The sequence below is a fragment of the Aerococcus sp. HMSC10H05 genome (assembly GCF_001806975.1).
In the GTDB taxonomy this organism is placed as follows: domain Bacteria; phylum Bacillota; class Bacilli; order Lactobacillales; family Aerococcaceae; genus Aerococcus; species Aerococcus viridans_B.
Map to the genome: position 1 here is coordinate 17,195 of NZ_KV787006.1, position 23,378 is coordinate 40,572.

Below are 23,378 nucleotides of genomic sequence, written 5' to 3' on the forward strand. Positions count from 1 at the left end.
GTTCTATTAGTGCAATCTATTATCTAATATTCTTCGTTTTCAGCTAACCAATCTTGTAAACTTTCGTACACATCTTGAAACTCTGGTCTTTGGGCCAAGTCAGCTTGGCCTTCAAAGACAGCTTGAATTTGTCGCCAATCTCCAGCTTCCCTTAAGAAAACAAAGTAATCTTGTAAGAATGAGTAATCTTCCTTTAATTGTGCATAAGCATCTGTGTATGATTGTCTTGCAAAATCAAACTCTTCCAATTCTTGGAATACCTTAGCTTTCATCCAAACATAACGATCAAATTCAATACCTTTTTCATCCATATCTTGAATCAACGCACGAGCAGTACCATAATCTTCATCATCGATGAATAATTGCAGTAGTAAGACTAATGCCTGGCTATAATCCGGATCGATATCCAACGCGAATTCTAAAGCTTCACGAGCTGTTTCTCGGTTGCCAGTTTGTTGTGCAAATTCTGCTTTTAAGAAATATAACCTTGCCTCATAAGGGTTTATTTGAATCGCTTTATTCATCAATTCTAAAGCACCGTCATGATCATGGAAGGCATTCTTTACTTGAGCATAAACAACTAATAAGCCATCTGATAATTTGTCATCTTCATATAAATTTTCTAAGATTGTATTAGCTTTCTCAAAATTTTCTGTTTCTGCATAATAAAAGGCTAATTGTTCTTGCTGTTCATCCGTTCGATCATTTTCTGGTGTTGCTTCAATTAATTCAATAGCTTCTTCAAAATTACCAGTTGCCGCTTTCGCATAAGCAAAATGTGCTTCTATCGTCTCCAATAAAGATTCCGGTGTCTCTTCGGATTGCAATAGTCTTTCATATAGTGGCAAAGCCTGTTGGAACTCTCCTTGTTGAAATCTTAATTCCGCAATCCCGTATAAAATCACTGGTTGATTTGGCGCTAATTCTCTTGCTTCATTTAATTTCACCAAAGCCACTTCTGGTAAATTATACATTTGATAAGCATCCGCTTGTAACAACAAGGCATCTACATATAGCGGACTTTCAGGTACAATTTTAAGTAATTCATCAATTGATTCTTCTACTTGTCCATTGTCTAAGGCAAGTTCCCCTTTTAATAATATCCAAGAATCTTCTTCTGGAAACCGTTTTTCCCCCACCGTATAAATCTCATTAGCATAATCAACAAAACCTAATTGGGCTAGGCTGTACCCCGTTTGTGCTAATACTTGAGCATCTTCATTTTCTAACTGATCTAACATTTTTTCAAAAACCTTGTTGGCTTTTTCAATATTATTTTGTTGTATATATGTTATAAATTCATTTACCAATTGGTCCAAAAGATCCAACCTCCTATACCTAGCTTATTTTAGCATAATTGACTGGATAAAATCTCCAACCAAGGTTACAAATCTTCTTAGAAAAAGAGTTTATCATAGCTGACACTGACACTTATAAAAAAAGAGGCTGGGACAAAAATATCTCAGCCTCTCTTTCCTATATAAGAACGTTTATCCTCGCGTTTCAAAAGTCAGCATTGTCCGATACTACTCAAAATGCGCCAATCACATTTCGTTATTGTTCAGCTTTTGGTCTAGTATGTCAATTTTAACGACTTTTGTCTCACCTTCTAAATCACTGCTTAATCTTTCGAATTAACTGCTCGCGCAATAGGTGTATAGAAAGGCTTTATACCTTCCGTTAACAAAACTTGCCCATCTTTTCTTATGACTACAGCTTCGACGCCAACAACGCTTGATAATTGCTTTAGTAAGTCATCACTAGATAGATGAAAATATAAAGAAGTATAAATTTCTCCTATCAGTGATGATTTTGAAACAATTGTTAAGCCTGCAATATCACTTTCCACTGGATAGCCAGTTTGTGGATCAAAAATATGATGGTAACTTTTCCCTGCATACTCAAATTGTCTTTCATAAATACCAGATGTCACAACTGAACCATCTTGGAATTGTAAAATACCACTTAAATGGTTACGTTGTTGCTCAGGATCTTGAATACCTACATGCCAAAAGCCACCGGGATTTTTTGGATGACTACCTATTAATAATACATTACCACCTAAATTAATCATACCGGATTGAACACCTTTACTCAGGAAAAAATCTTTTATTAAATCTGCAAAATAACCTTTGGCTAATGCGCCTAAATCAATTTCCATCCCCTTTTTTTGTAAATATACTGTTTTAGCTTGATCATCAAGGATAATATCTCGAGGATCAGTTAGTGCTAAGCGAGTTTGAATGCTGTTCTTATCAGGTAAATTTGCACCCTTGAAACCGATCTTCCATAACTTCACTAGAGGCCCAATCGCAATATTTAAGCAAGTGTTTTCTTTTAGAGAGTATCTTTTCCCGATGGCAATCAACTTGAAAATATCATCATCTACTTCAACAGGACTAATGCCTGCCTTCGCATTCACTTGCATCAAAAGGCTGTGCGCATCGTTAGCAGAAAAACGCTTTTCAAAATCTAAAAGCCGTTGTTTAGCTTCTGCCAATATTTCATGTGCTTGTTCGTGAGCAATGGTTAACCTAATGCTCGTCCCCATAGCCTTAAATAGAATTTCTTCCAATGTTTTCACCTTCTATATCTCTAATTGCCATTATTATACAGTTTGGCCAGGAATCAATTTAATTGGTAGAATATAACGATTATCTGCATGCTTTTTAACTTCAAGCGAGTGATCAATTTGTTGTAATAAAACATCCACCAATAATTCAGCTAAGTCCCTAATAGGTTGTGCAATCGTCGTTAATTGTGGTACGTAAGTCTGAATAAAATTCGTACCATCATAACCTACAATTCTTAAATCATCAGGAATGGATAGGCCCAATTCCCGTGCTGTATTCATCACTAGTAAAGCTGTTAAATCATCAGAACAAAAAATAGCATCCGGTCTTTCTTCCGTCAATAACGCTTTAATCTTCAATTGCTTTCTTATTTGTGAGAATTCTTTTGGAATTTTCGTTAGATGTCCCTCTAAACCACGTTCCTTTGTCACATCCATAAAAGCTTGATAACGTAAATATGTTGGAGAATTGGGGTCGTTAGTACCAGTTATCATCCAAGGTTTAGTCGAATGACTCTTCAGCAATGTCTCTGTAGCCAATCTCCCCCCTTGGTAATTATCTGATGATACGATTGGAATGTTTTCCCCAATAAAACGGTCAAAGGATATCACTGGTGCAGTTACGCGCTCATAATCTGTATAATTTAAATTATGTGCACCAGCAATTATACCCTCCACCTGATTAGACTGGAGCATATTCAAATAATCAGCTTCCTTAGCCTCATCTCGTTCACTATTACAAATAATTGTTTTATATCCTTTTGCAAAAAGTATTTGTTCAAGATTGTTGACTAATTCTGCGTAAAATATGGTATCAATATTTGGAAATATTAGCCCTACTAGTTTAGTTGATTTACCTTGTAAACTCCGTGCTAAGGAATTAGGATAATAATTCAATTCCTTCATAGCTTTGTGCACTTTTTCAATTGTTTTTTGAGATAGGTACCCCTTTTGATTGATTACCCGACTAACTGTTGTCACTGAAACGCCTGCCAAAGCTGCTACGTCTTGTAACTTTGCGCGCAATTTACTTCCCCCTATTCACTATTTTTGCAAGGGATAAATGACGTTATTGTCGGTTCCTTCCGCAAAAATATTTTTTTGTTGTTCATCTGCTGTAAAGATTCTTGATGATAAAACATAAGCACCATCATTTATAAATACCTCTAAGACGGACTCATCTACGAAGACATTTACTTTAACATTTTCTTGACCTGTTAATGTTAATTGACGGCTTACGCCAAATTCGGCACCAAAACTAGCACCCATATCACTTCTATCAAGTACTATCTTACCATCAATTGTATTAATGGATAAGGTTACAAAGTGTTTTTTATCAGAATCAGCATATAAATAAACAGTCGCTTCCTGGTTAGCGAATACTTCAAATGCATATTCATAAGCATTTTTTTCTACAGTAATATTTTCAGAAAAATGGATAGGGGCTTGTCTTAAAGCAAGCATTTCCTCAACTGGGTATTGGTATAAATGACCATTTTTTATACGGAAATCTTTAATCAAACTCAAAGCGCCTTGGTAGCCGTATGCATCTGTAGGATAATCTATTTCTGGCAATCCTAACCAAGAAACACCTAGCACTCTCCCATCAGGAGCGTTAATCAATTGACTTGCATACACATCAAAACCGTAATCTAAGTTATATAATTTTCCTGGATTTTCTAACTGACCATCTGGGGTAAAGGCATCTGCGATTAAGTAAGCATTTGGGTATATATTTTGATACGCTAATTGATCACGATCAATGCCTTGAGGACAGAATGTGACAAACACTTTGCCATCCACTTGATTAATATTCGGACACTCAAACATATAGGCTGAATCTGCCTGCGCAATCGGCAATTCACTGTGGAAGGTCCATTGATCTAAATGAGTTGTTTCAGCTCGATATAGGTAAAGGGTCCCCTTATTATCGGAAACTCTCTGTCCGCCAATGACTAGCCATGAATGGTCGTGAGCAGTGAAATACATCGGATCTCGAAAATGGTCTGTTGCTAGATCAATTTCATCAATAATCAGTTGCTTTTCGCTAAATCCACCTTTGTCTGGATTATATGTGATGGTGTTTTGTTTAGGATGACGAATCCATTGATCATCTCTTACATTTCCTGTATAAAACAATCTTAAATCTTCACCATCAGCTACTGCCGAACCAGAGTATGCACCGTGAGCATCCAAAGCATTATCAGGTAATAAGCCAATACCTTTTTCCTCCCAGTGGACTAAGTCCTTAGATGTTAAATGATACCAAGATTTAAGGCCATGAACAGGGCCGAATGGATAATATTGGTAGAAGAGATGCCATTCCCCATTATAAAAAGAAAAGCCATTTGGATCATTCAATAATCCTGTCTTAGGTTCGATATGAAAATGATTGCGCCAAGGGGATTGAGCAGCTAAATCATTCAATGATTCAATGTATTCTTGTGACCATTCTCCATAATCGCGATAACGGTCTTCCTGATTAAAAGTATGTAATTTAAAAGCCATACGCTTCCTCCTTGATAAAAGATATATAGTGAAATCTTCATTTATACGTTTATGTTGGTATCATTTTAAGCATATCTCAGAAAAATAGCAAGCGTTTCCATATTTTACTACCTTAATTTGCAACACTTTATAATTGGAAATGATATTTTTCTGTCAAACGTTTGACATATCTATCACAGCCTGTTAAAATTCTAATCAAGTAAATGAAAACGCTTAAATTTACAAGTCATTATTTACAAAGAAGAGAGGTAAAGTAAATGAATCATAAAGAAGTTGCCAAACGTATCTATACAGCCCTGGGAGAAGATAATGTCGTAACCGCAGCCCACTGTGCTACACGATTACGTCTAGTTGTGAATGACGATTCAAAAATCGATCAAGATGCCTTAGATAATGATCTAGACTTGAAAGGTACTTTTAAAGCAAATGGGCAATATCAAATCATCGTTGGTCCTGGTGATGTAAACAAAGTTTATGAGGAATATACCAAGATCGCTAATATTAAACCCGCTTCACAAGAGGAAGTTAAGGAAACAGCTAAAAATCAAGGCAAGCAAAATCCCGTGATGGCAGTTATTAAGGTATTATCGGATATTTTTGTTCCCTTAATTCCTGCATTAACTGCTGGTGGTCTGATTATGGCTGTCAACAATGTTTTAACGAGCGAAAACTTATTTGGACCTGAAGCACTAGTTGCCATGTATCCTGCTTGGGCTGACTTTGCAAACATGATTAATATGTTCGCCTCTGCTGCCTTTGCCTTTCTGCCGGTTTTAATTGCCTTTTCAGCAACAAAACGATTTGGCGGAAATCCTTATTTAGGTGCAACAATGGGGTTAATCATGGTGATGCCACAATTGGTGAATGGTTATGACGTTGCAAATGTAACGGCTGCTGGTGAAATGCCTGTATGGAATATCTTTGGTTTAGAAATTGCGCAAGCTGGTTATCAAGGACAAGTTTTACCTGTTATTGGGGTCGCATGGATTCTAGCTAAATTTGAAAACTTCTTCCATAAATATCTAAAAGACGCGATTGACTTTACCTTTACTCCGATGCTTACAGTAATCCTTACTGGTATAATTACTTTTACAGTTGTTGGGCCAATCTTACGTACCCTTTCTGACCTATTATTAAACGGAATTGTAGAAGCTATTTCTTATTTAGGTGCTTTTGGCTACGGTGTATTCGGTCTATTCTATTCAGCAATTGTATTAACTGGATTACATCAATCATTCCCAGCAATTGAAACTGCCTTAATTGCAGATGTTGCGACTACTGGTGGTAATTTTATTTTCCCAATTGCTTCAGTAGCCAATGTTGCTCAAGGTGCAGCTACTCTAGCAGTATACTTTATTACGAAAAATGAAAAAACAAAAGGTTTGGCAACATCATCTTCTCTATCAGCTATGTTAGGTATTACTGAACCTGCTATGTTTGGTGTAAACCTAAAATTGAAGTATCCATTCTTTATTGGATTGATAGCTTCTGGTATTGCTTCAGTCATTTTAGGTATCTTTAATGTTCGTAGCCAATCATTAGGACCAGCTGGTGTAATTGGATTCGTTGCCATCATTCCTAAATTTATCCCAACCTTTATGCTTGCCATTGCTGTATCCATAATTATTGCATTTATTGCAACTTTCATTTATGGAAAATCTTTGGTTAAAAAAGAAGCAAAACAAGTTCAAGTTGAAAAAGAAAAAGAAGCTAAAGTCGTTGCTGACCAAAATGATGACCAGTATATAGCATCTAAAACAAGCGATAAAACTTCTAATAATACATATGTAACAAACGACTTAACGATAGAAGCGCCTATTTCTGGTAAAATTACGCCATTAGAAGCTGTAAACGATCCCGTATTTTCTCAAGGTATGATGGGACCCGGATTAGCTATTATTCCAGATGAAAGCGGTCAAATCTATGCCCCTATTTCTGGTAGCTTAACGATTGCTTCAGAAACAGGCCACGCATATGGACTAGTCAGTGAATCAGGATTAGAAGTATTAATCCACATCGGTATTGATACTGTTAATTTAAATGGACATGGCTTTACGAGTCAGGTTGAACAAGGCGACATGGTAGCGAAAGGAGACCTTTTGGGTAGCTTTGACTTATCCGTAATTAAAGAAGCAGGCTATGATTCAGACGTTATGGTGCTTGTTACAAATGGTCACCAATATGAAAATGTTGAACCTATTGCAGAAGGTCATGTCAGTGAACATACCCCTATTCTTCAAATAAAGTAGTAAATAAAAAACATATATAAATGAAGGTGATCAAAAAGTCGTTTAGCATTGACTTACTAGACGAAAAGCCGAATAATAATGTAATGTTATTGGCGCATTTTGGACAGTATCGGTCAATGCTGACTTTTGAAACCCGATGATAAACATCTTTATATAGTAAAGAGAGGCTGAGATATTTTTGTCCCAGCCTCTTTTCTTATCTACTAATATTTTTAGTCAATGAATGATTCATTCACGGTTCGAATTCTGCTGAGACTGTTTAACAATATATAGCAAATCAATTAATACAATGAAGCTCCCCTAGAACTTGATGCCTCTATGTCATGCATTACACGGTTTCCTCAAGAGGCAACTTTAAATAAAATAATCGCTTCTTTTCTGCTTCTTTTTGACTAAAACAAAAAAATAACCGCTGATATACCTTGATATATCAACGATTATAGATTGTTTCTATTTAACTGCATCTTTTAATGCTTTACCAGGTTTGAAAGCTGGTACTTTGCTTGCAGGAATTTCAATTTCATCGCCTGTTTGAGGGTTGCGACCTTTACGCGCTGCACGATCACGAACTTCAAAGCTACCAAAACCGATTAATTGAACTTTTTCGCCGTCAGCTAAAAATGCTTCGATTTGTTCGAAAACTGCATCTACAACCGGTGCTACACTTTTTTTAGAATCACCTACTGCATTTGCAACATTTTGTACTAATTCTGCTTTATTTGCCATTCTAATTTCACCTCCTCCGAAATTCTTTCGGATATATTTATTCTAAGATAAATATACGGGATAATCGAAATGTCTCTCGGATAATCCTTTTATAGAATACCATACAAACCGCTATATAACAACGTTTTTGGCATAAAATAATAGGATTTTGCACCTTTTTCGTTATTTTCTATTTCTTGTTATGATTTGAATAGGTGTCCCTAAGAAATCAAATGATTTTCTGATTTGATTTGAAAGAAAGCGCTCATATGAGAAGTGCATCAATTCTTCATCATTCACAAAAGCGACAAAAGTTGGAGGTGAAGTTTTTACTTGTGTCAGATAGTAAATACGTAATTTTCTACCTTTATCAGAAGGTGCTGGATTAATACGAATTGCATCGACTAATACCTCATTTAATAATGAAGATTGTACACGGCGATTAAAGTTGCCATAGACATGAGCAATCATCTCCGGTAACTGGGTTAAACGCTGTTTAGTTTCTGCAGACACAAAAATAATTGGTGCATAATCAATAAATTGGAATTCACGACGAATATCATCTGTAAATTTCTTCATCGTATGATGATCTTTTTCAATGGTATCCCATTTATTCACAACAATCATAATACCACGACCCGCTTCATGCGCGTATCCTGCAATTGTCTTATCTTGATCACGAATACCTTCTTCAGCATTCAAGACAACTAAACATACCTGTGCTCTTTCTATAGCGCGCATAGCTCGCATTACAGAGTATTTTTCAGTTGCTTCATAGACCTTACCACGTTTACGGATACCTGCAGTATCAATAATTTTAAAGACTTGCCCCTCATCTTCAAAACTGGTATCAATTGCATCACGAGTTGTACCTGCAACATTCGATACAATTACACGATTTTCACCTAAAATTGCATTTACTAATGATGATTTACCAACGTTTGGACGACCAATTAAAGCAAAGGAAATTGTATCGTCATCATCATCATTTTCAATATCATCAGGCGCCAAATGGAATACTTCTTCTAATATATCACCGATTCCTAGGCCATGAGAGCCAGAAATTGGATATGGATCCCCTAACCCTAATGAATAAAAATCGTAAATTTCAGCTCTTTGTTCTGGATTATCCACCTTATTCACTGCTAAAACAACAGGTTTATCTGTTTTACGTAACATACTCGCAATCTGAGAATCGGTCTTTGTTACACCTTCACGGACATTCGTCATCATAATAATGACATCTGCTTCTTCCATTGCAATTTCAGCTTGCAAGCGAATTTGTGTCATGAAATCTTGGTCATTAAATTCTATACCACCTGTATCAATCACATTTAATTGTTTACCTAACCATTCTCCTTGCGCATAAATTCTATCACGGGTAACGCCAGGTTCATCTTGGACAATTGAAATTCGATCACCAACTATACGGTTAAAAATAGTAGATTTACCCACATTTGGTCTACCGACAATTGCAATTGTTAAATTAGACATCGTTTTGCCCCCTTTCAATAGCAAACATTTAAATAAAAAAGGTAGGCGAGTTTCCCCAACCTACCATCAAACCAAACTTATGGTTTATTAATAATTATTATTCATTATCGTCGCCGAAATCGATGTTTTTCAATTGGTCACCTAATAAATCACCAAATGTGAAACCTGATTCATCGTCTGATGATGCTTGAGAAGCATTGTTACGACGGTTGTTGTTTTGTTTACGAGGTTTGTTTTGACGTTTTTCTTCGCGAGGTGCAGCAGACTGTGCAGATGCATCAACTTCTGGTGCTTCTTCTAAGGCTTTAATAGATAGTGATAAACGTTCGTTTTCAGCATCAACGTCTAAAACTTTAACTTGGATAGCTTGACCTTCTGTTAACTTCTCAGCTGGTGTAGCAATATGGTCATGAGAAATTTGAGAAATGTGAACTAAACCTTCAACACCTGGGAATACTTCAACGAATGCACCGAAGTCAACTAAACGACGTACAGTACCTTCTAATTCTGCACCTTTAGGTGCTTTTTCTTCAATATTTTCCCATGGTCCAGGTTGTAAAGCTTTAATAGATAATGAAATACGTCCACGTTCTTCATCTACTGAAAGCACTAATACTTCAACTTCTTGTCCTTCGCTTAATACATCTGAAGGATGGTTAACGTGTGCTTGAGCGATTTGAGAGATGTGTACTAAACCATCGATACCACCTAAGTCAATAAATGCACCGAAGTTAGCCAAGCGTGCTACTGTACCTGTTACTTTATCGCCTTCTTGGAATGAGTTTAATTTTTCTGCACGTTCAGCAATGCGTTTTTCAGCAGCAATTTCTTTGTGAGAAAGAATTAAACGGTTTTCGCTAGGTTCAATTTCAACAATTTTAACTTCTAATTCTTGGCCTTTGTATGGAGAGAAATCGTCAACGAAAAAGTCTTCAACCATTGAAGCTGGGATGAAACCACGGACACCCGCATCAACAACTAATCCACCTTTAACTACGCTCTTAACTGGAACAGTGATTGTTTCACCGTTTTCAGCTTTAACTTCTAATTCAGCCCATACTTTTTTCGCTTCGATACGACGGCGAGAAAGTAAGAATGAACCATTTTCTTTTTCTTTGATTTGTTTAATTACAACTAACTCTAAAGTGTCGCCAACTTTAGCAACTTCTTCAATTGAGTCAATTGGTTGAGCAGATAATTCTTTGAAAGGAATAACCCCTTCAACACCTGCACCTTCGATACCAACAATTACTTGATTATCGTCGATTGATAATACTTCACCTGTAACAGTATCTCCAATTTTTACTTCTACTGATTCAGCTAGAATCTCTTCCATTGATGGAATTTCTTCATTATTTTGATTTTGTTCAAATTCGTTTGACATACTTTAAATCCTCTCCTAAGTGTACTACCTCATTCGCACTAAGCCAATGATCAATTACTATTGTATCATTTATTTAAAATATATTCAACATTTATTCCTCAAAGACAACAAAACGAGGCAAAATTCTCTTGAGTTTTGCCTCATTTTGTGATTGTTGTTATTTTTGCAAGTTTATTTATGCTATTGCTTGCTGAATTTCGGCTAGAATCTTATCCTCTACCTCTTCAATCGTTAAGCCAGATGAATCAAGCATTACCGCATTATCTGCTGGTACTAACGGACTATCTTCTCTTGTTGTGTCATATAAATCACGACGTTTTATATCCTCAATTAAATCAACTAAATTCATATCCGAATAACCTTTTTCTTGGTTTTCTAAAAAGCGGCGACGGCCACGTTCCTCAGCAGAAGCAGTCAGGAATATCTTTACTTCTGCATCTGGTAATACGACTGTTCCAATATCGCGCCCATCCATCACAACGCCCTGACCGTTTTGTGTATAAGCTCTTTGTTTTTCAACTAAAACCTGACGAACTTCTGACACTGCAGCGTATTTTGATACTTGTTTAGAGATACGATCAGTACGTATCTCTGCAGACTGATCTAACCCGTTTACCAGTACACGTTGACCATCTTTGGTAGGTTCAAAGGTAATTTCACTAGCTTCTGCTAGTACTTTTAATTTCTCTACATCTTCAGCCGCGATGTTGTTTTCTAAGGCTAATAAAGTGATTGCACGATACATAGCTCCTGTATCTAAATAAACATAAGCTAACTTTTTAGCAATTTTTTTAGCAATTGTACTCTTACCAGATGATGCCGGTCCATCGATTGCAACTTGAATTGCTTTAGACAATCTGTCCACCACTCTTTCATTCTATATTAATTCACACGTAGAACGGTTCCTGGTCCAATACTAGAACCCTGTTGTAAACCATTCAATTCAAGTAATTCATCTAAGGTCATGCCATTGTTTACAGCGATACGGTATAAGTTATCTCCTGCTTGAACAGTATAAGTACCTGTTGAAGTCGAAGCACTTTCTGAAGCAGCAATTGATTCTTGCTCCGCTATTGCTTGTGACTCTGCAATTGATGCAGATTCAGCAGCACTTTGCGCTGCTGCTTCTGAAGCCGCTACTGCAGCATTTGACTCCGCTATACTAGCAGCGATACTTGATGATTCTTGTTCAGATGCTAGACGGGCAGATTCTGATTCTGAAGCGGCTACTGCACTTTCAGATGCAGCGATTGACGCAGAAACTGATTCAGATGCTGAAATGGATGCTGACTCACTCGCTTTTGAGATGGATTCAATATTTTGTGTTTTCGAAATCATCACTTGTTCAGTTGATTCAGGTTCAGGTACCTTATCTTCATTTTTCATATAGGCAATCAATAAAAAAGGCACAACAATCATCACAAAAAGTAAGAAGGCGATAACTTTTGAAGTTGTTGATACTGTATCTTGATTATTTTTCTTATTACGAGCCGTTCTTGTGTACTTTTGATTTTTCAAATTTTCAAATTCGCCAAACCCTTGATTCTGAAAGTCATCACTTGTAGGGGGAGTTTGTTCAGAAGACACCGAACTACCTTGTTCAGATTTTTGTTCAATATTTACTTCTGTTTTATCTTGATTTTTTTTAGTCAACTTATCCCAGAATTTCATCCATATACCCCTTTCTCAACACCAAGAATTGTACCATGAACCCCCTTTTATGTCAGTATTTCTTTAGTGAATTTAATAAAACTTTATACAGCGTTTTCAAGATAATAATGCTTGCAAACGCTGGGTCCACATTTGTTGAAAATCTTCGTTTACTTGCTTCTTGTTAGTAGCTACTCGATTTGGCAAATCTATTAACTTTTGCCAAACACTATTATTTCTATAATTCGGCTGGCAATTACTGCAACATAATTGATTTTTTTCAGCAGTTGACGCATCAGACTGACGCAAGAGAAAATCCCGATAGCAATGTTCATTATTCATTAAATCTAGCATTTGATAAATTTGTTGAAGTCGTTCATTTCGCAATTTTTCTGCATGTACTTTAGCCGATTGGTAATCAGAGAAATGATGGCCATAAAAATACAACATGGCTCCTATACTCTCTGCATATTGACCTATCTGTTGTTGTGGTAAGTCCCCGTTAAACAATTGGACTAATAACTCATCTAATAAATCAGCCTCGCCCTCTAATAATCGTCGCATTTGTTGTAGTCTAGCTGCCTCTCTTTTGTCATATAAGACGATTGAGACTGACTGCTTTTGATCCCGACCTGCCCGTCCTACTTCTTGAATAAAATCAGCCATATTTTTAGGCAAATGATAATGTAAAACAAACCGGATATGACTATGATTAATCCCCATGCCAAAAGCGGATGTAGCAAAAACAACGTCTAATTCACCTTGAAGAAATTGGCTTTGAATAATATGCCGGTCTTCTAGGCTTTTATCCCCATGATAAGAAGCTACCCGCAAATCTGTATGATCTTTCATCCATTGGTTAAGTTCTTCTAACTCACTTTTATGATGCACATAAACGATACCTGGTTTAGGTAGCATATCTAACCAGTCTTGTAGTTTATGTATTCTTACTTCATCCGATTCGATTTCATCAAACAAATAAAAAATATTGGGACGATCTACTGATTCTTTAATGAGTTGAACAGATTCATATGCTTCAAATAAGTATGATTGAATATCAGCTAATGCTGTCTGGTTAGCTGTTGCTGATAAAGCCAATGTTTTAGGATAGTTTAAGCGCTGACGTACACTTTTTAATTCAGTATATTGTGGCCTGAAATCATAACCCCATTGAGAAATACAATGCGCCTCATCAATGACCAACAAGTGAATATACATTTGTTGAATTGCATGCATCACTGGTTCTTTAAGCAGCATTTCGGGTGAAAGAAACAAGAATTGATAGTCAGATAGATGATTTAAGATATACTCTTGTTCTTGACGGTTGTAGGTAGAATTTATGGCAATACCTCTACCTAATCCCATTTGTTGCAACTGACTTACTTGATCTTGCATCAAGGATATCAGTGGCGAAATAATTAGTGTAACACCCTTTTCATGATATTGATGGATTTGATAAATTAAGGATTTGCCACCACCAGTTGGTAAGATAGCGATCACATTTTCTTGACACTCTAAGGCCTCTAAACTTGTCAATTGTCCTGGCTTAAAAGCCTGATAACCTGTCATTTCTTTAAGACGTTGATGCCAATCGATCATGATGATCTCCTTTCTGGTACACAATATGCCAATAGCGATATAACCAATACGCTTTTTCTCCAAATCTATCCTTAAAGCCTTCATAGGTTACATCTGGTTTAGTTGTTATTAAAATGCCAATATCCTTTAAGTCAAGTAACTCAACTACCAATGGTTCGATGATTTTGGGATTACTCAAAGATATCTCGATGATATGTTCTGTAATTGTAGAGAGTTTCAATCCTCTTTTAAACGCAATTTGTTCCAAGCTGTTCCCTTGATTGAACATATCCAAAGTTTCTTGTGTTGTTTGGTTCCAAATTGGAAACTGGTTAAAAAGTCCTCTGGTGAATACTTGAAGCCAATGAGTGGTATCCTCTAAAGTCTCCCCACTCAGCCAATTCTGATAGAGTTGGTCCAACACAGCTTGTTGTGTAATGACAACTGCACGTTTAGAAAGCTGATGATTTTCAGCAGCTTGTTCAAGGGTTTGTGCTGGTAATTGAGCGCCCTCAAACTGCTCAAGGAATAACAAGGCTGCCTGGTTGGGAAAATCGGTAAGGTCCTTGATTAATTGCTGGTGGAGGCTATGACCTATGGCTGTTAAATCAGCTTTATCAGCATTTTCTCTTTTTATCATTAATACAAAACTTTTGATAAATTGTTGTATATCTAAATCTTGAACAATTGGACTATAATGTGAATTTTCAGCTAGGTGATTGGATAATACTTGCAACAATAATTTAAAGGCTAGATGGTGTTTATGATGATGATTTGCAATAATTAGACCATTTCGACTGGGTAATATTTTATCAAAAATTAACTCCATAAACTCTGAATGGTTATCTTGCCGAAAAATTGCCTCTATTGAAATATAGTCTTCTACATTTTGAGTATAGGATAGCCAGACATTTTTTTGAAGTTTAGGGTACAGCCCCAAATAAGCGGTTAAATGATTCGAAAAAGCAAAAAAAAGTGTTGTAGCAGTTCGCTTGCCAATCAACACTTGGTATACAGAATTTTGAGGGAGGGCTTGGACCTTAAAAGCAATCGCCATTAATAAAGTATCCAATTCTACCCCTCCAACATTCCTATATAATATTTTTGCGTTTGTTATTTATCCTTTGGTCTCTATTATAGCAAAAAATGAGTCTATCTTCATTTTCAACGGTGTGAATATTCGAGCGTTCCAAATCGACTGACTAAAGTTGGTAAACTTTGAACTAAAACAAAGTGTGCCAATAGTGAAACCAATACGCCTTTGATCAGATTGAATGGGATAATACCCGCTAGGATATATGTTTGCATATTACCTACATCGAAGTTCATTACTTGCATGTAGAATGGCGTAATCACGAAGTAGTTTAAGATAGTCATCACAATCGTTAAAGAAAGAGTAGCTGATAAATATGCGGCAATCGTTTTTGCAAAGTTCATTTCTTTAGCTGACTTTCTACCTGAATATACTGTTACCATTTGATCTTTTAATAGATAGTATATCGGTAAGATATAGGCTATAGTAGCGATAAAGGCAGTAGCGTCTCCTATTGGAATACCCATCTCACCACCAGTGTAAATATAATGTAAGCCATTTGCAATTAAGCCAGCTGCAGTAGCTTTTTTGGGTCCCGAAATAAAAGCAACAAGTAAGATTGGCACCAATGAAAAGTCTACCTTTAAATAGGGTAACGCTGGGATGATTGGAAAACCAATAAACATCAAAATAAATGATAATGCCCCAACAATTGCAACCAATACTATTTCCTTAGTGTGATTCTTTCCCATATAAATGCTCTCCTTTTCTACTTCATGGGTCGGCACTCAAAAGTGGAAATAAAAAAACTCTTTCCACCTTCAAGGTAAAAAGAGTATAGACAAACAGCCTTTGTTCGCCCATCTTCTTCCATCCTGACTTTACAGTCGGTTCTAGAATTTCACTAGATCAGTCCCAAAATGGGAGTCGCGGACTTTACCGCCGATCGGGAATTTCACCCTGCCCTGAAGATTGCTTCAAATTTATTTTCTTACTACTCTTATTATAGCAAGTATCTTACTTATTTCAAGTATATTACTTATTTCTTCTTAGCAATCGTTAATAGCTCTTCGATTTCATGCTTCAATAAAATTCTACTATCTCCTGGTTTTAAGCCTTTAAGATCTAAAAATCCGTAGCGTTCGCGTTTTAATTTAGTAACGGGGTGTCCTACTGCTTCAAGCATCTTACGGACTTGGCGATTACGTCCTTCGTGGATAATCACCTCAATAATTGTTGTTTTTTTATCCTTATCAACAGAAAGAATTTTAGCTTGTGCAGGTGCTGTTTTACCACCATCAATTTCAACGCCACGTTCTAATTGCTTACGCTCTTCTCCAGTAATAATCCCCTCAACTTTTGCCACATAAACTTTATTAATCTCGTAACGCGGGTGCATTAAAGTATTCGCAAATTCACCGTCATTGGTTAACAACAGTAAACCGGATGTATTGTAGTCTAATCGTCCTACCGGATAAATACGCTGTTCGACATCTGGAAAAAAGTCTGTCACAACTTTACGCCCTTTATCATCTTTTACAGCAGAAATCACGCCAGTTGGTTTATAAAATACATAGTAAACTGGCTCTTCTTTATAAATAGGTACCTCGTCTACTTCAATACGATCAGAATTTGACACTTTTTTTCCTAATTCTCTAACAACTTGTCCATTAACTTTGACGCGTCCCGCCGTAATTAATTTCTCTGATTCTCGTCTAGAGGCAACTCCTGCGTGTGCCATCACTTTCTGTAATCTTTCCATTATTCAATAACTCCTATTGGTGACCTATTCTGTTGGCTCGTCTTTTGTTATTTGGTTGAATTCCTTTTGCATGGGTTCGCCATGCTCATCTATTTTAAAAAGGGTTTCTTCATCTACAGACCCATCTAACACTAAATTATGGATGTCTGGCAAGTCGTTTAAAGACTCTAATCCAAAGTATTGGTAAAAGTAAGATGTCACCTCATATATGATTGGTCTCCCCGGTGAATCTTGTCGACCCGTTTCCATAATTAAATCTCGCTCTAGCAATTTATGGATCATGTTTGACGATTGAACGCCCCGGATATCATCAATTGTCATCCTTGTCACCGGTTGTTGGTAGGCAATAATCGCTAACGTTTCTAAAGCTGCTTGTGATAGTTTTGTAGCGAAAGGAGACACCGCATATTTCTTCACTACATCACCATATGTCGCTTTTGTCACCAATTGGACCCGTTCATTAATCACTGTAATTCTCAAACCCGATTGCGGATCGTGTTGCAGACGATTTCTCAATACCATCACATAATATAAGGCCCATTCTGACTTTATTTCCAGTAAATTCGCAAGTTCATCCACAGCAATACCGTCTTCACCTGCTACGAAAAGTAAACTTTCTATCGCAGCGACTGCATTCATTCACTTTCCTCCCGTCTAATCAATTGAATATCTGCCCTTAAGTTTTCTTGGTATAAGTATAACTCATTTGACTTCACTAATTCTAAAATTGCTAGAAACAAGCTGACAATTTGACTTCGTGAGTGAATTTTACCAATAAAAACAGTATCTTGGAACATTAAAACATTTCGGTTTGACGAGACAAAGGCTTCACGGATATCAGCCATTGCAGCACTTACTGAGTAAAGTTCTCCCGCAATCGTTGTTTGGATCGGTTGTTGATTCTTTAATCGGAAGGCCATTTTTTGAATAGCTCTGTATAAGTCATCCGGCGTTAGTTGGCGTCCAGTCATCGGTATTTTAGCTTGATATGCTGATAAATCAGTTGGTTGCTTGGTGTATTCTAAAGATCTTTCAGCCTGTTTATCCGCTAATATATGAGATATCTCTTGATATTGTTGGAAAGCTAGTAATTGTTCTACCAAAGAATCGCGTGGATCTTCCTCTTCTTCAACAACCTCTTTAGGTGTTTTAGGTAACATCATTTGCGTTTTAATTTCCAGTAATGTAGCGGCCATCACCAAATATTCTGAAGCAACATCCAGAGATAGCGCTTCATAAGTATGAATATAGGCTAAATATTGGTCTGTAACTAAATTAATTGGAATATCGAAAATATCCACTTTTAAATCTTTAATTAAGTGTAATAGTAAATCTAGCGGCCCCTCAAAGGCCGCTAGATCTAGTGTTAATCCATTTGTTTGCTCGTTCATATTGACACTTATCTCCTAGACTTGGGTAGTGTGTTCTTGATTATTATCAGATTCCTCTTGGCGACGCTTTGTCCATTTTGACAAAATTGTTGATAGAGAAATTACTCCAGTAAGGGAATAAACGGGATACTCTTTTTTTAATGCCGTCAGTATATCATAAGTAAGTCCTTCTTCTCTAAAAGAAGGATTGATGGATAAATAACGCACAACTAAAGTATCTGTATCATCATGTTGATCAAATCCCACTAATCCGATAATATTATCTGAATCAGCATCTTTCCATAAATAAATCTTACGCTCATGCTGATCTATTTTATTCATCTCTTCTTTAAGTTCAGAAAACTCTTTAAATTCAGGGATGTAGGATAATAGGCCCATTACGACTTTCTCGTATCTTCCTATATAAGGCACTAACATTTTTGCCCTCCTTTTACTTTTGCTTAATAACAAAGTATGTGTAAGAGTACATTAGCATAGATCTCTAGTCAAGGCAATTTTTTCTCTACTAAAATAGCTTCTTTTAAAGATTGTGTTCGTCATTTAATGCAACCAATAAATCGAATATAGCCAGGCCAACCAGACCTGGCTAACTTGTTTATCTTAACTTTTTTTCTCATTTTGCCTCAAGTTGTAAGATTGTTTTAAGGTACCAAATAAGCCTTTGTCTGAGTAGGTCAGTACATTTGACCGGTAGAAATTGGCTGATAACCATAAACATAAAATAGAAAATAGGAGTGAAATAATAACCGACAAAACTAATTCTGTTGTCGATACTGTTTCAGTTGCAATCCTAAATGGCATAACGAATGGTGTAAAGAATGGAATTTGTGATCCTACTCTTACTAAAATATTATTAGAGAAACCTAATCCGAACATACCAATATAGAAGCCTACTATACTAAGCAAGATAATTGGCGTGACCATTTTGTTGACATCTTGTACATTTGAAACGAGTGACCCTAAGAATGCACCTAATACTGAGTAGGTAATGATGCCTAAGAATGCTAATAAGCCTGACCACATAAGGACTGATGATGACGATCCTAGTAAAGTTAGAATAGATTCATTTCCTAAGAAACTTTGAATTTCTGGTGGTAAGGGTGTGCGCATCAACGTGATAAATGCAATACCTAATAAAATAGCATAGAAAGCTACTTGGGTTAATAGTACTAAGGAAATCCCAATCATTTTACCCATAAAATGTGTATTGGATGAAATGGATGATAAGACGATTTCCATAATTCTAGATCCTTTCTCCACAGCAATTTCTTGTGAAATAATGGAGATATAGTTCATGACAAACATGAATACTATAAAGGATACTACATAAGCAACCCCTGTTCGAAACATCGATTGTAAATCTTGGCTACTTTCGGTAGTACCGGCTTCTAAATTAACCGTTTGGTTATGAAGTGGCACGCTTGAATCCAATAGATAACTAGCTTCCTCTTCTAACAACCCTAAAGATTCGGATCTGTTCGATAGTTGAATATCCTCTAATACATTTTGGAATCCATCTGTAGAAATATTTTTACCTGTATTACTTCGATAGAAGTCTGCTTGAATATTTTCTGGATCACTTTCATCTACTTTCAGATAGCCATCAATTTCTTCATTCGCTAAGGCCGCTTCAGCTTGTGCAGTATCTTGATCAAATATTAATTGATTTTGTCCATTATCTTGATTTGCTATTGCTTTGCCAGTTTGATCAGAAACACCCACAATAGCAACCGTTCCAATTGAATCAGAGGCTGTAGCTGATCCAATAATCGTTGCAATGATAGCAACTACTGCAACCATTAAAATAGGACTGAGTAATAACATTACAAATGACCATGAAAATACATTTTTCTTGTAGACTTCTTCAATAATAATCGCTAATCGACTATTTCTCATGACGTCCACCTGCTTCCATTTTGAAAATTTCGTCTAATGTCGGCGGTTGTTGGCTAAAGGATTGGACATACTGTCCATTAGAAATTGTATCAAACAAATCAGGCCCTATGTTTTCATCTTGTAGAATTAACCTATATTCTCCTGTTGCTAATTGAGTAACTTCGTCTACTCCTTCCAACGCTGAAAGTGTATTTTCATCCCAACCGTCAGCTTGAATGAACAATCTCGTTTTTCCATAAGCATTTCTTACCTCATTAATAGGGCCAAAAAACTTTTGATGTCCGTTATGGATCATAATCACAGCATCACAAATATCTTGTACATTAGACATATTATGACTGGAAAAAATAATACATGCACCTTTATCTCGTAACCGCATAATACCTTCCATTAAGAAACTAGCATTGACTGGGTCTAAACCTGAGAAAGGCTCATCTAATATAACCAATTTTGGTTCATGAATTAAGGTTGCAATCAATTGGACCTTTTGTTGGTTACCTTTCGATAACGTCTTAATTCTATCTTTACGGTTACCTTTCACGTTAAAATTTTCTAGCCATTCATCAATTTTGGTATCAATTTCATGTTTTTTCATTCCACGTAATCGAGCAAAATATGTAATTTGTTTCTCAATTGTCATCGCTTCATAAAGTCCACGTTCTTCAGGTAAGTAGCCCACGATATCATATACCTTTTTCATATGTAATGGCTGTCCTTCCCACTTTACTTGACCACCATTTTCTGGTGTTAGAAAATTCAAAATCATACGGAATATTGTTGTTTTCCCAGAACCATTTTGACCTACGATACCTAGGATAGTGCCTGGTTGAATGTCAAATGAAACATCATCCACTGCGACAAGTTTGCCGAAGGTTTTGCGTAGGTGTTCTACTTCTAACATACGATTTCCTCCTCGAATTTTTAATGAAAATTTTTTCGCCTACTTATATTATAAAATAAATAAATGGTTAAATATCTTCATAATTTTAAAAAAAAATACATCATATTGAATATATGCAAAAAAAAAGCAGGAAAAGCCCTACTTTTTATAATGAGTTATATTTATCGCACAATTTTTGATTTTTTTATGCTCGTGGATGGTTTTGCTTATAAATATCTTTCATATATTGTGCATGAATATGGGTATATATTTGTGTGGTCGAAATATCTGAATGACCAAGTAACTCTTGTACCACCCTCAAATCGGCCCCATTTTCAAGTAAATGTGTTGCAAAAGAATGCCGTAGCGTATGAGGACTAATGTCCTTAGTAATATCCGCCATCATAACCATTTTCTTTAAGTTTTTCCAAACGCCTTGTCTAGATAAAGGTTTGCCCCGATTATTCACAAATAAATAATCTTGACTCTCGTCTTCATCTTTAACTAACTTAGGACGTCCTTCAGTTAGATACCTATTAATCCATTCTTCAGCCAACTCCCCAATCGGTACCAATCGTTCTTTATCCCCTTTACCAATTGTTTGAATAAAACCCATATCTAGGTGAATGTCTGCTAATTTGATATGAATAATTTCAGAAACACGCATACCAGTTGAGTATAGGGTCTCCAATAGCGTTCTATCTCGTAATCCTAACGGCCTGCTCACATCTGGAGCAGCTAGAATGCGATCCACTTCATCTAAGGTTAATACTGCTGGTAAATGTTGTATTTTCTTTGGTAGAGAAATCTTTTCCATTGGATTGCTTTCAATAACACCATCTAATTTTAAATACCGAAAGAAATGTCGTAAGGTTGACACATAATGTGACCTTGTAGATGTTGCTAGCTGGTCCTCATTCATCCACTTGAGGTGTGTGAGCACCGTAGCTTGATCAATTTCTTGAACACGCTCAACCCCCTGACGACCTAGATAAGTCATCATTCTGTTTAACTCCTGCTTGTAGGAAATGATGGTATTTTCAGCCAGTCCTTCTTCTACGCGCATCGTATTTAAAAAATCTTCAATCACTTCACTTAACTTCATGCTTGCCCTTTCTTCACTCAACAAAACGTGCTACTGAATTTAAAGTAGCTTACTTTATTAATAAATTCTGGAAAACTCAGTTGATTACTACTTTAAGCTTGATTACTTAAGGCGGATACCACCGTCAACTTGCTCAATTTGACGGTTTTTTAACAAGTTCCCTACAGCCCGTTTAAATTGTGCCTTAGAAATACCAAAATAGTCGCGGATATCCTCTGGATTAGATTTATCATGGTAAGGTAAGAAATGATTTGGTTGACGTTGTAATAAAGCTAAAATCATTTGTGCATCTTCAGTGATGACTGTATGTGCAAGTGGCTTTAGAGAAATGTTCAAGTTTCCATTCTGCCCAATACCAATTACGCGACCTTGTACTTCTTGACCCAAATGCGGTTCTTCTAATCGCTCACTTTCGTGAATGAAAGCTAAGAAATAATCATCTGTAATCACATAAGTACCAACTAACTTAGCGCGATAGACCGTCCCTTTGACTTCTTGATTGGTCCAAGATTTCGATTGTGGTGATAATTTATTTGTAATTTGTTGAAAAACTTGATCTTCTGCTAATTTACCCCAGATACGGCCTTTTTTATCTACTTCTAAACGGATAAATAACCGGTCACCTTTTTTAGGCCATAAGTGTTTTTCACTTGGTAGGTCATCTAAAGAAACAACAATTTCTTTATCTGCCAAGCCAATATCCACAAAAACACCTAAATCTTTACGAATCGTTGTAACCGTCGACCAACCATAACGACCTTGACGTATTTCTGGTAATCGCGTTGTCATCATTTTTGTATGTTTCATATTTTCGTAAATAAAACCTCGGACTGCATCACCTAATTGGTAATCGCCCTCGTTTTTATCAAGTTGGTAAGTAATACCCTCTTTTTGTACTGAATAAAATTTATCATTTTGATCTGTTACCAATGCTTTAATAACAGTAGCTAATTGTGCGCTCATATTTTTCTCCTTCAGCTGACCCATTGTTTATATTAGTGCTATTGTATCATATTTAATTCATTATTTAGTCGTACCGCCATACTTCAAACAATTGATTATACTCGATTCCTATTCAAAGGTAAATGGTTATTATTTCAATACTATTCATTAAAATAATGTATGCGTATATATATAATAAAAAGGGTTCTGTGTCAAATAGTGTTGGTGA

The 23,378-nt window shown here is 36.3% G+C and carries 21 protein-coding genes and 1 riboswitch; of the genes, 1 reads left to right on the forward strand and 20 read right to left on the reverse strand.

The annotated features are described in order from the left end of the window. Positions 1-23: 23 nt before the first annotated feature. From HMPREF3116_RS07955 to HMPREF3116_RS07970, 4 genes are all read right to left on the reverse strand, one after another. A complete protein-coding gene (locus HMPREF3116_RS07955; protein ID WP_246819078.1) occupies positions 24-1,319 on the reverse strand; it encodes a tetratricopeptide repeat protein in 1,296 nt (431 codons plus the stop codon). A gap of 302 nt (positions 1,320-1,621) precedes the next feature. Next, positions 1,622-2,584, reverse strand: coding sequence for an FAD:protein FMN transferase (locus HMPREF3116_RS07960; RefSeq protein WP_305781709.1), 963 nt, complete (start codon positions 2,582-2,584; stop codon positions 1,622-1,624). 24 nt (positions 2,585-2,608) lie between these two features. Further along, entirely contained in the window at positions 2,609-3,598 is a 990-nt protein-coding gene (locus HMPREF3116_RS07965; protein ID WP_070469022.1) for a LacI family DNA-binding transcriptional regulator, read from the reverse strand. 18 nt (positions 3,599-3,616) lie between these two features. Continuing rightward, on the reverse strand, positions 3,617-5,080 hold the full coding sequence (locus HMPREF3116_RS07970; RefSeq protein ID WP_070469024.1) for a sucrose-6-phosphate hydrolase: 1,464 nt from the start codon (positions 5,078-5,080) through the stop codon (positions 3,617-3,619). 257 nt (positions 5,081-5,337) lie between these two features. Between HMPREF3116_RS07970 and HMPREF3116_RS07975 the strand changes: the two genes are divergently transcribed. After that, a complete protein-coding gene (locus tag HMPREF3116_RS07975) occupies positions 5,338-7,329 on the forward strand; it encodes a sucrose-specific PTS transporter subunit IIBC (protein ID WP_070469027.1) in 1,992 nt (663 codons plus the stop codon). A 450-nt stretch (positions 7,330-7,779) separates the two neighbouring features. On the opposite strand, the gene HMPREF3116_RS07980 is transcribed toward HMPREF3116_RS07975, so the two are convergent. The 16 genes from HMPREF3116_RS07980 to HMPREF3116_RS08055 form a co-directional block, all read right to left on the reverse strand. Then, positions 7,780-8,055 (reverse strand): HU family DNA-binding protein, encoded by a 276-nt coding sequence (locus HMPREF3116_RS07980; protein ID WP_016897591.1) that lies wholly within the window; start codon positions 8,053-8,055, stop codon positions 7,780-7,782. Between the two features lie 162 nt (positions 8,056-8,217). Beyond that, positions 8,218-9,528, reverse strand: coding sequence for a ribosome biogenesis GTPase Der (der, locus tag HMPREF3116_RS07985; RefSeq protein WP_070469029.1), 1,311 nt, complete (start codon positions 9,526-9,528; stop codon positions 8,218-8,220). Positions 9,529-9,625: 97 nt separating this feature from the next. Continuing rightward, positions 9,626-10,912: a 30S ribosomal protein S1 gene (rpsA, locus tag HMPREF3116_RS07990; RefSeq protein ID WP_070469031.1), complete on the reverse strand. Its 1,287-nt coding sequence runs from the start codon at positions 10,910-10,912 to the stop codon at positions 9,626-9,628. 175 nt (positions 10,913-11,087) lie between these two features. After that, the gene (cmk, locus tag HMPREF3116_RS07995; RefSeq protein ID WP_070469033.1) at positions 11,088-11,768 is read right to left on the reverse strand and encodes a (d)CMP kinase; all 681 of its coding nucleotides are present in this window, start codon (positions 11,766-11,768) and stop codon (positions 11,088-11,090) included. A gap of 26 nt (positions 11,769-11,794) precedes the next feature. Further along, entirely contained in the window at positions 11,795-12,583 is a 789-nt protein-coding gene (locus tag HMPREF3116_RS08000) for a LysM peptidoglycan-binding domain-containing protein (RefSeq protein WP_070469035.1), read from the reverse strand. Positions 12,584-12,679: 96 nt separating this feature from the next. Next, positions 12,680-14,161: a RecQ family ATP-dependent DNA helicase gene (locus tag HMPREF3116_RS08005; RefSeq protein ID WP_070469039.1), complete on the reverse strand. Its 1,482-nt coding sequence runs from the start codon at positions 14,159-14,161 to the stop codon at positions 12,680-12,682. Beyond that, on the reverse strand, positions 14,136-15,212 hold the full coding sequence (locus tag HMPREF3116_RS08010; protein ID WP_070469041.1) for a helix-turn-helix domain-containing protein: 1,077 nt from the start codon (positions 15,210-15,212) through the stop codon (positions 14,136-14,138). Before HMPREF3116_RS08010 ends, HMPREF3116_RS08005 begins: the two co-directional genes overlap by 26 nt. A gap of 92 nt (positions 15,213-15,304) precedes the next feature. Beyond that, positions 15,305-15,925, reverse strand: a complete 621-nt coding sequence (locus HMPREF3116_RS08015; protein WP_070469042.1) for an ECF transporter S component — start codon at positions 15,923-15,925, stop codon at positions 15,305-15,307. Positions 15,926-16,031: 106 nt separating this feature from the next. Further along, positions 16,032-16,150, reverse strand: a riboswitch (FMN riboswitch). Between the two features lie 62 nt (positions 16,151-16,212). Next, a complete protein-coding gene (locus HMPREF3116_RS08020) occupies positions 16,213-16,935 on the reverse strand; it encodes a pseudouridine synthase (protein WP_070469043.1) in 723 nt (240 codons plus the stop codon). A 24-nt stretch (positions 16,936-16,959) separates the two neighbouring features. Further along, positions 16,960-17,574: an SMC-Scp complex subunit ScpB gene (scpB, locus tag HMPREF3116_RS08025; protein WP_070469045.1), complete on the reverse strand. Its 615-nt coding sequence runs from the start codon at positions 17,572-17,574 to the stop codon at positions 16,960-16,962. Beyond that, a complete protein-coding gene (locus tag HMPREF3116_RS08030; RefSeq protein ID WP_070469047.1) occupies positions 17,571-18,326 on the reverse strand; it encodes a segregation/condensation protein A in 756 nt (251 codons plus the stop codon). Before HMPREF3116_RS08030 ends, scpB begins: the two co-directional genes overlap by 4 nt. Before the next feature lie 15 nt (positions 18,327-18,341). After that, positions 18,342-18,743: a reductase gene (locus tag HMPREF3116_RS08035; protein WP_070469048.1), complete on the reverse strand. Its 402-nt coding sequence runs from the start codon at positions 18,741-18,743 to the stop codon at positions 18,342-18,344. 183 nt (positions 18,744-18,926) lie between these two features. Beyond that, positions 18,927-20,222, reverse strand: coding sequence for an ABC transporter permease (locus HMPREF3116_RS08040; protein WP_070469049.1), 1,296 nt, complete (start codon positions 20,220-20,222; stop codon positions 18,927-18,929). Then, positions 20,212-21,123 carry an ABC transporter ATP-binding protein gene (locus tag HMPREF3116_RS08045; protein WP_070469050.1) on the reverse strand — a complete coding sequence of 304 codons (912 nt, stop codon included), beginning with the start codon at positions 21,121-21,123 and terminating at the stop codon, positions 20,212-20,214. The genes HMPREF3116_RS08040 and HMPREF3116_RS08045 overlap by 11 nt, the downstream gene beginning before the upstream one ends. 184 nt (positions 21,124-21,307) lie before the next feature. Then, the gene (gene xerD, locus HMPREF3116_RS08050; protein WP_070469051.1) at positions 21,308-22,207 is read right to left on the reverse strand and encodes a site-specific tyrosine recombinase XerD; all 900 of its coding nucleotides are present in this window, start codon (positions 22,205-22,207) and stop codon (positions 21,308-21,310) included. A 102-nt stretch (positions 22,208-22,309) separates the two neighbouring features. Further along, a complete protein-coding gene (locus HMPREF3116_RS08055) occupies positions 22,310-23,170 on the reverse strand; it encodes a CvfB family protein (RefSeq protein WP_070469053.1) in 861 nt (286 codons plus the stop codon). Positions 23,171-23,378 lie beyond the last annotated feature (208 nt).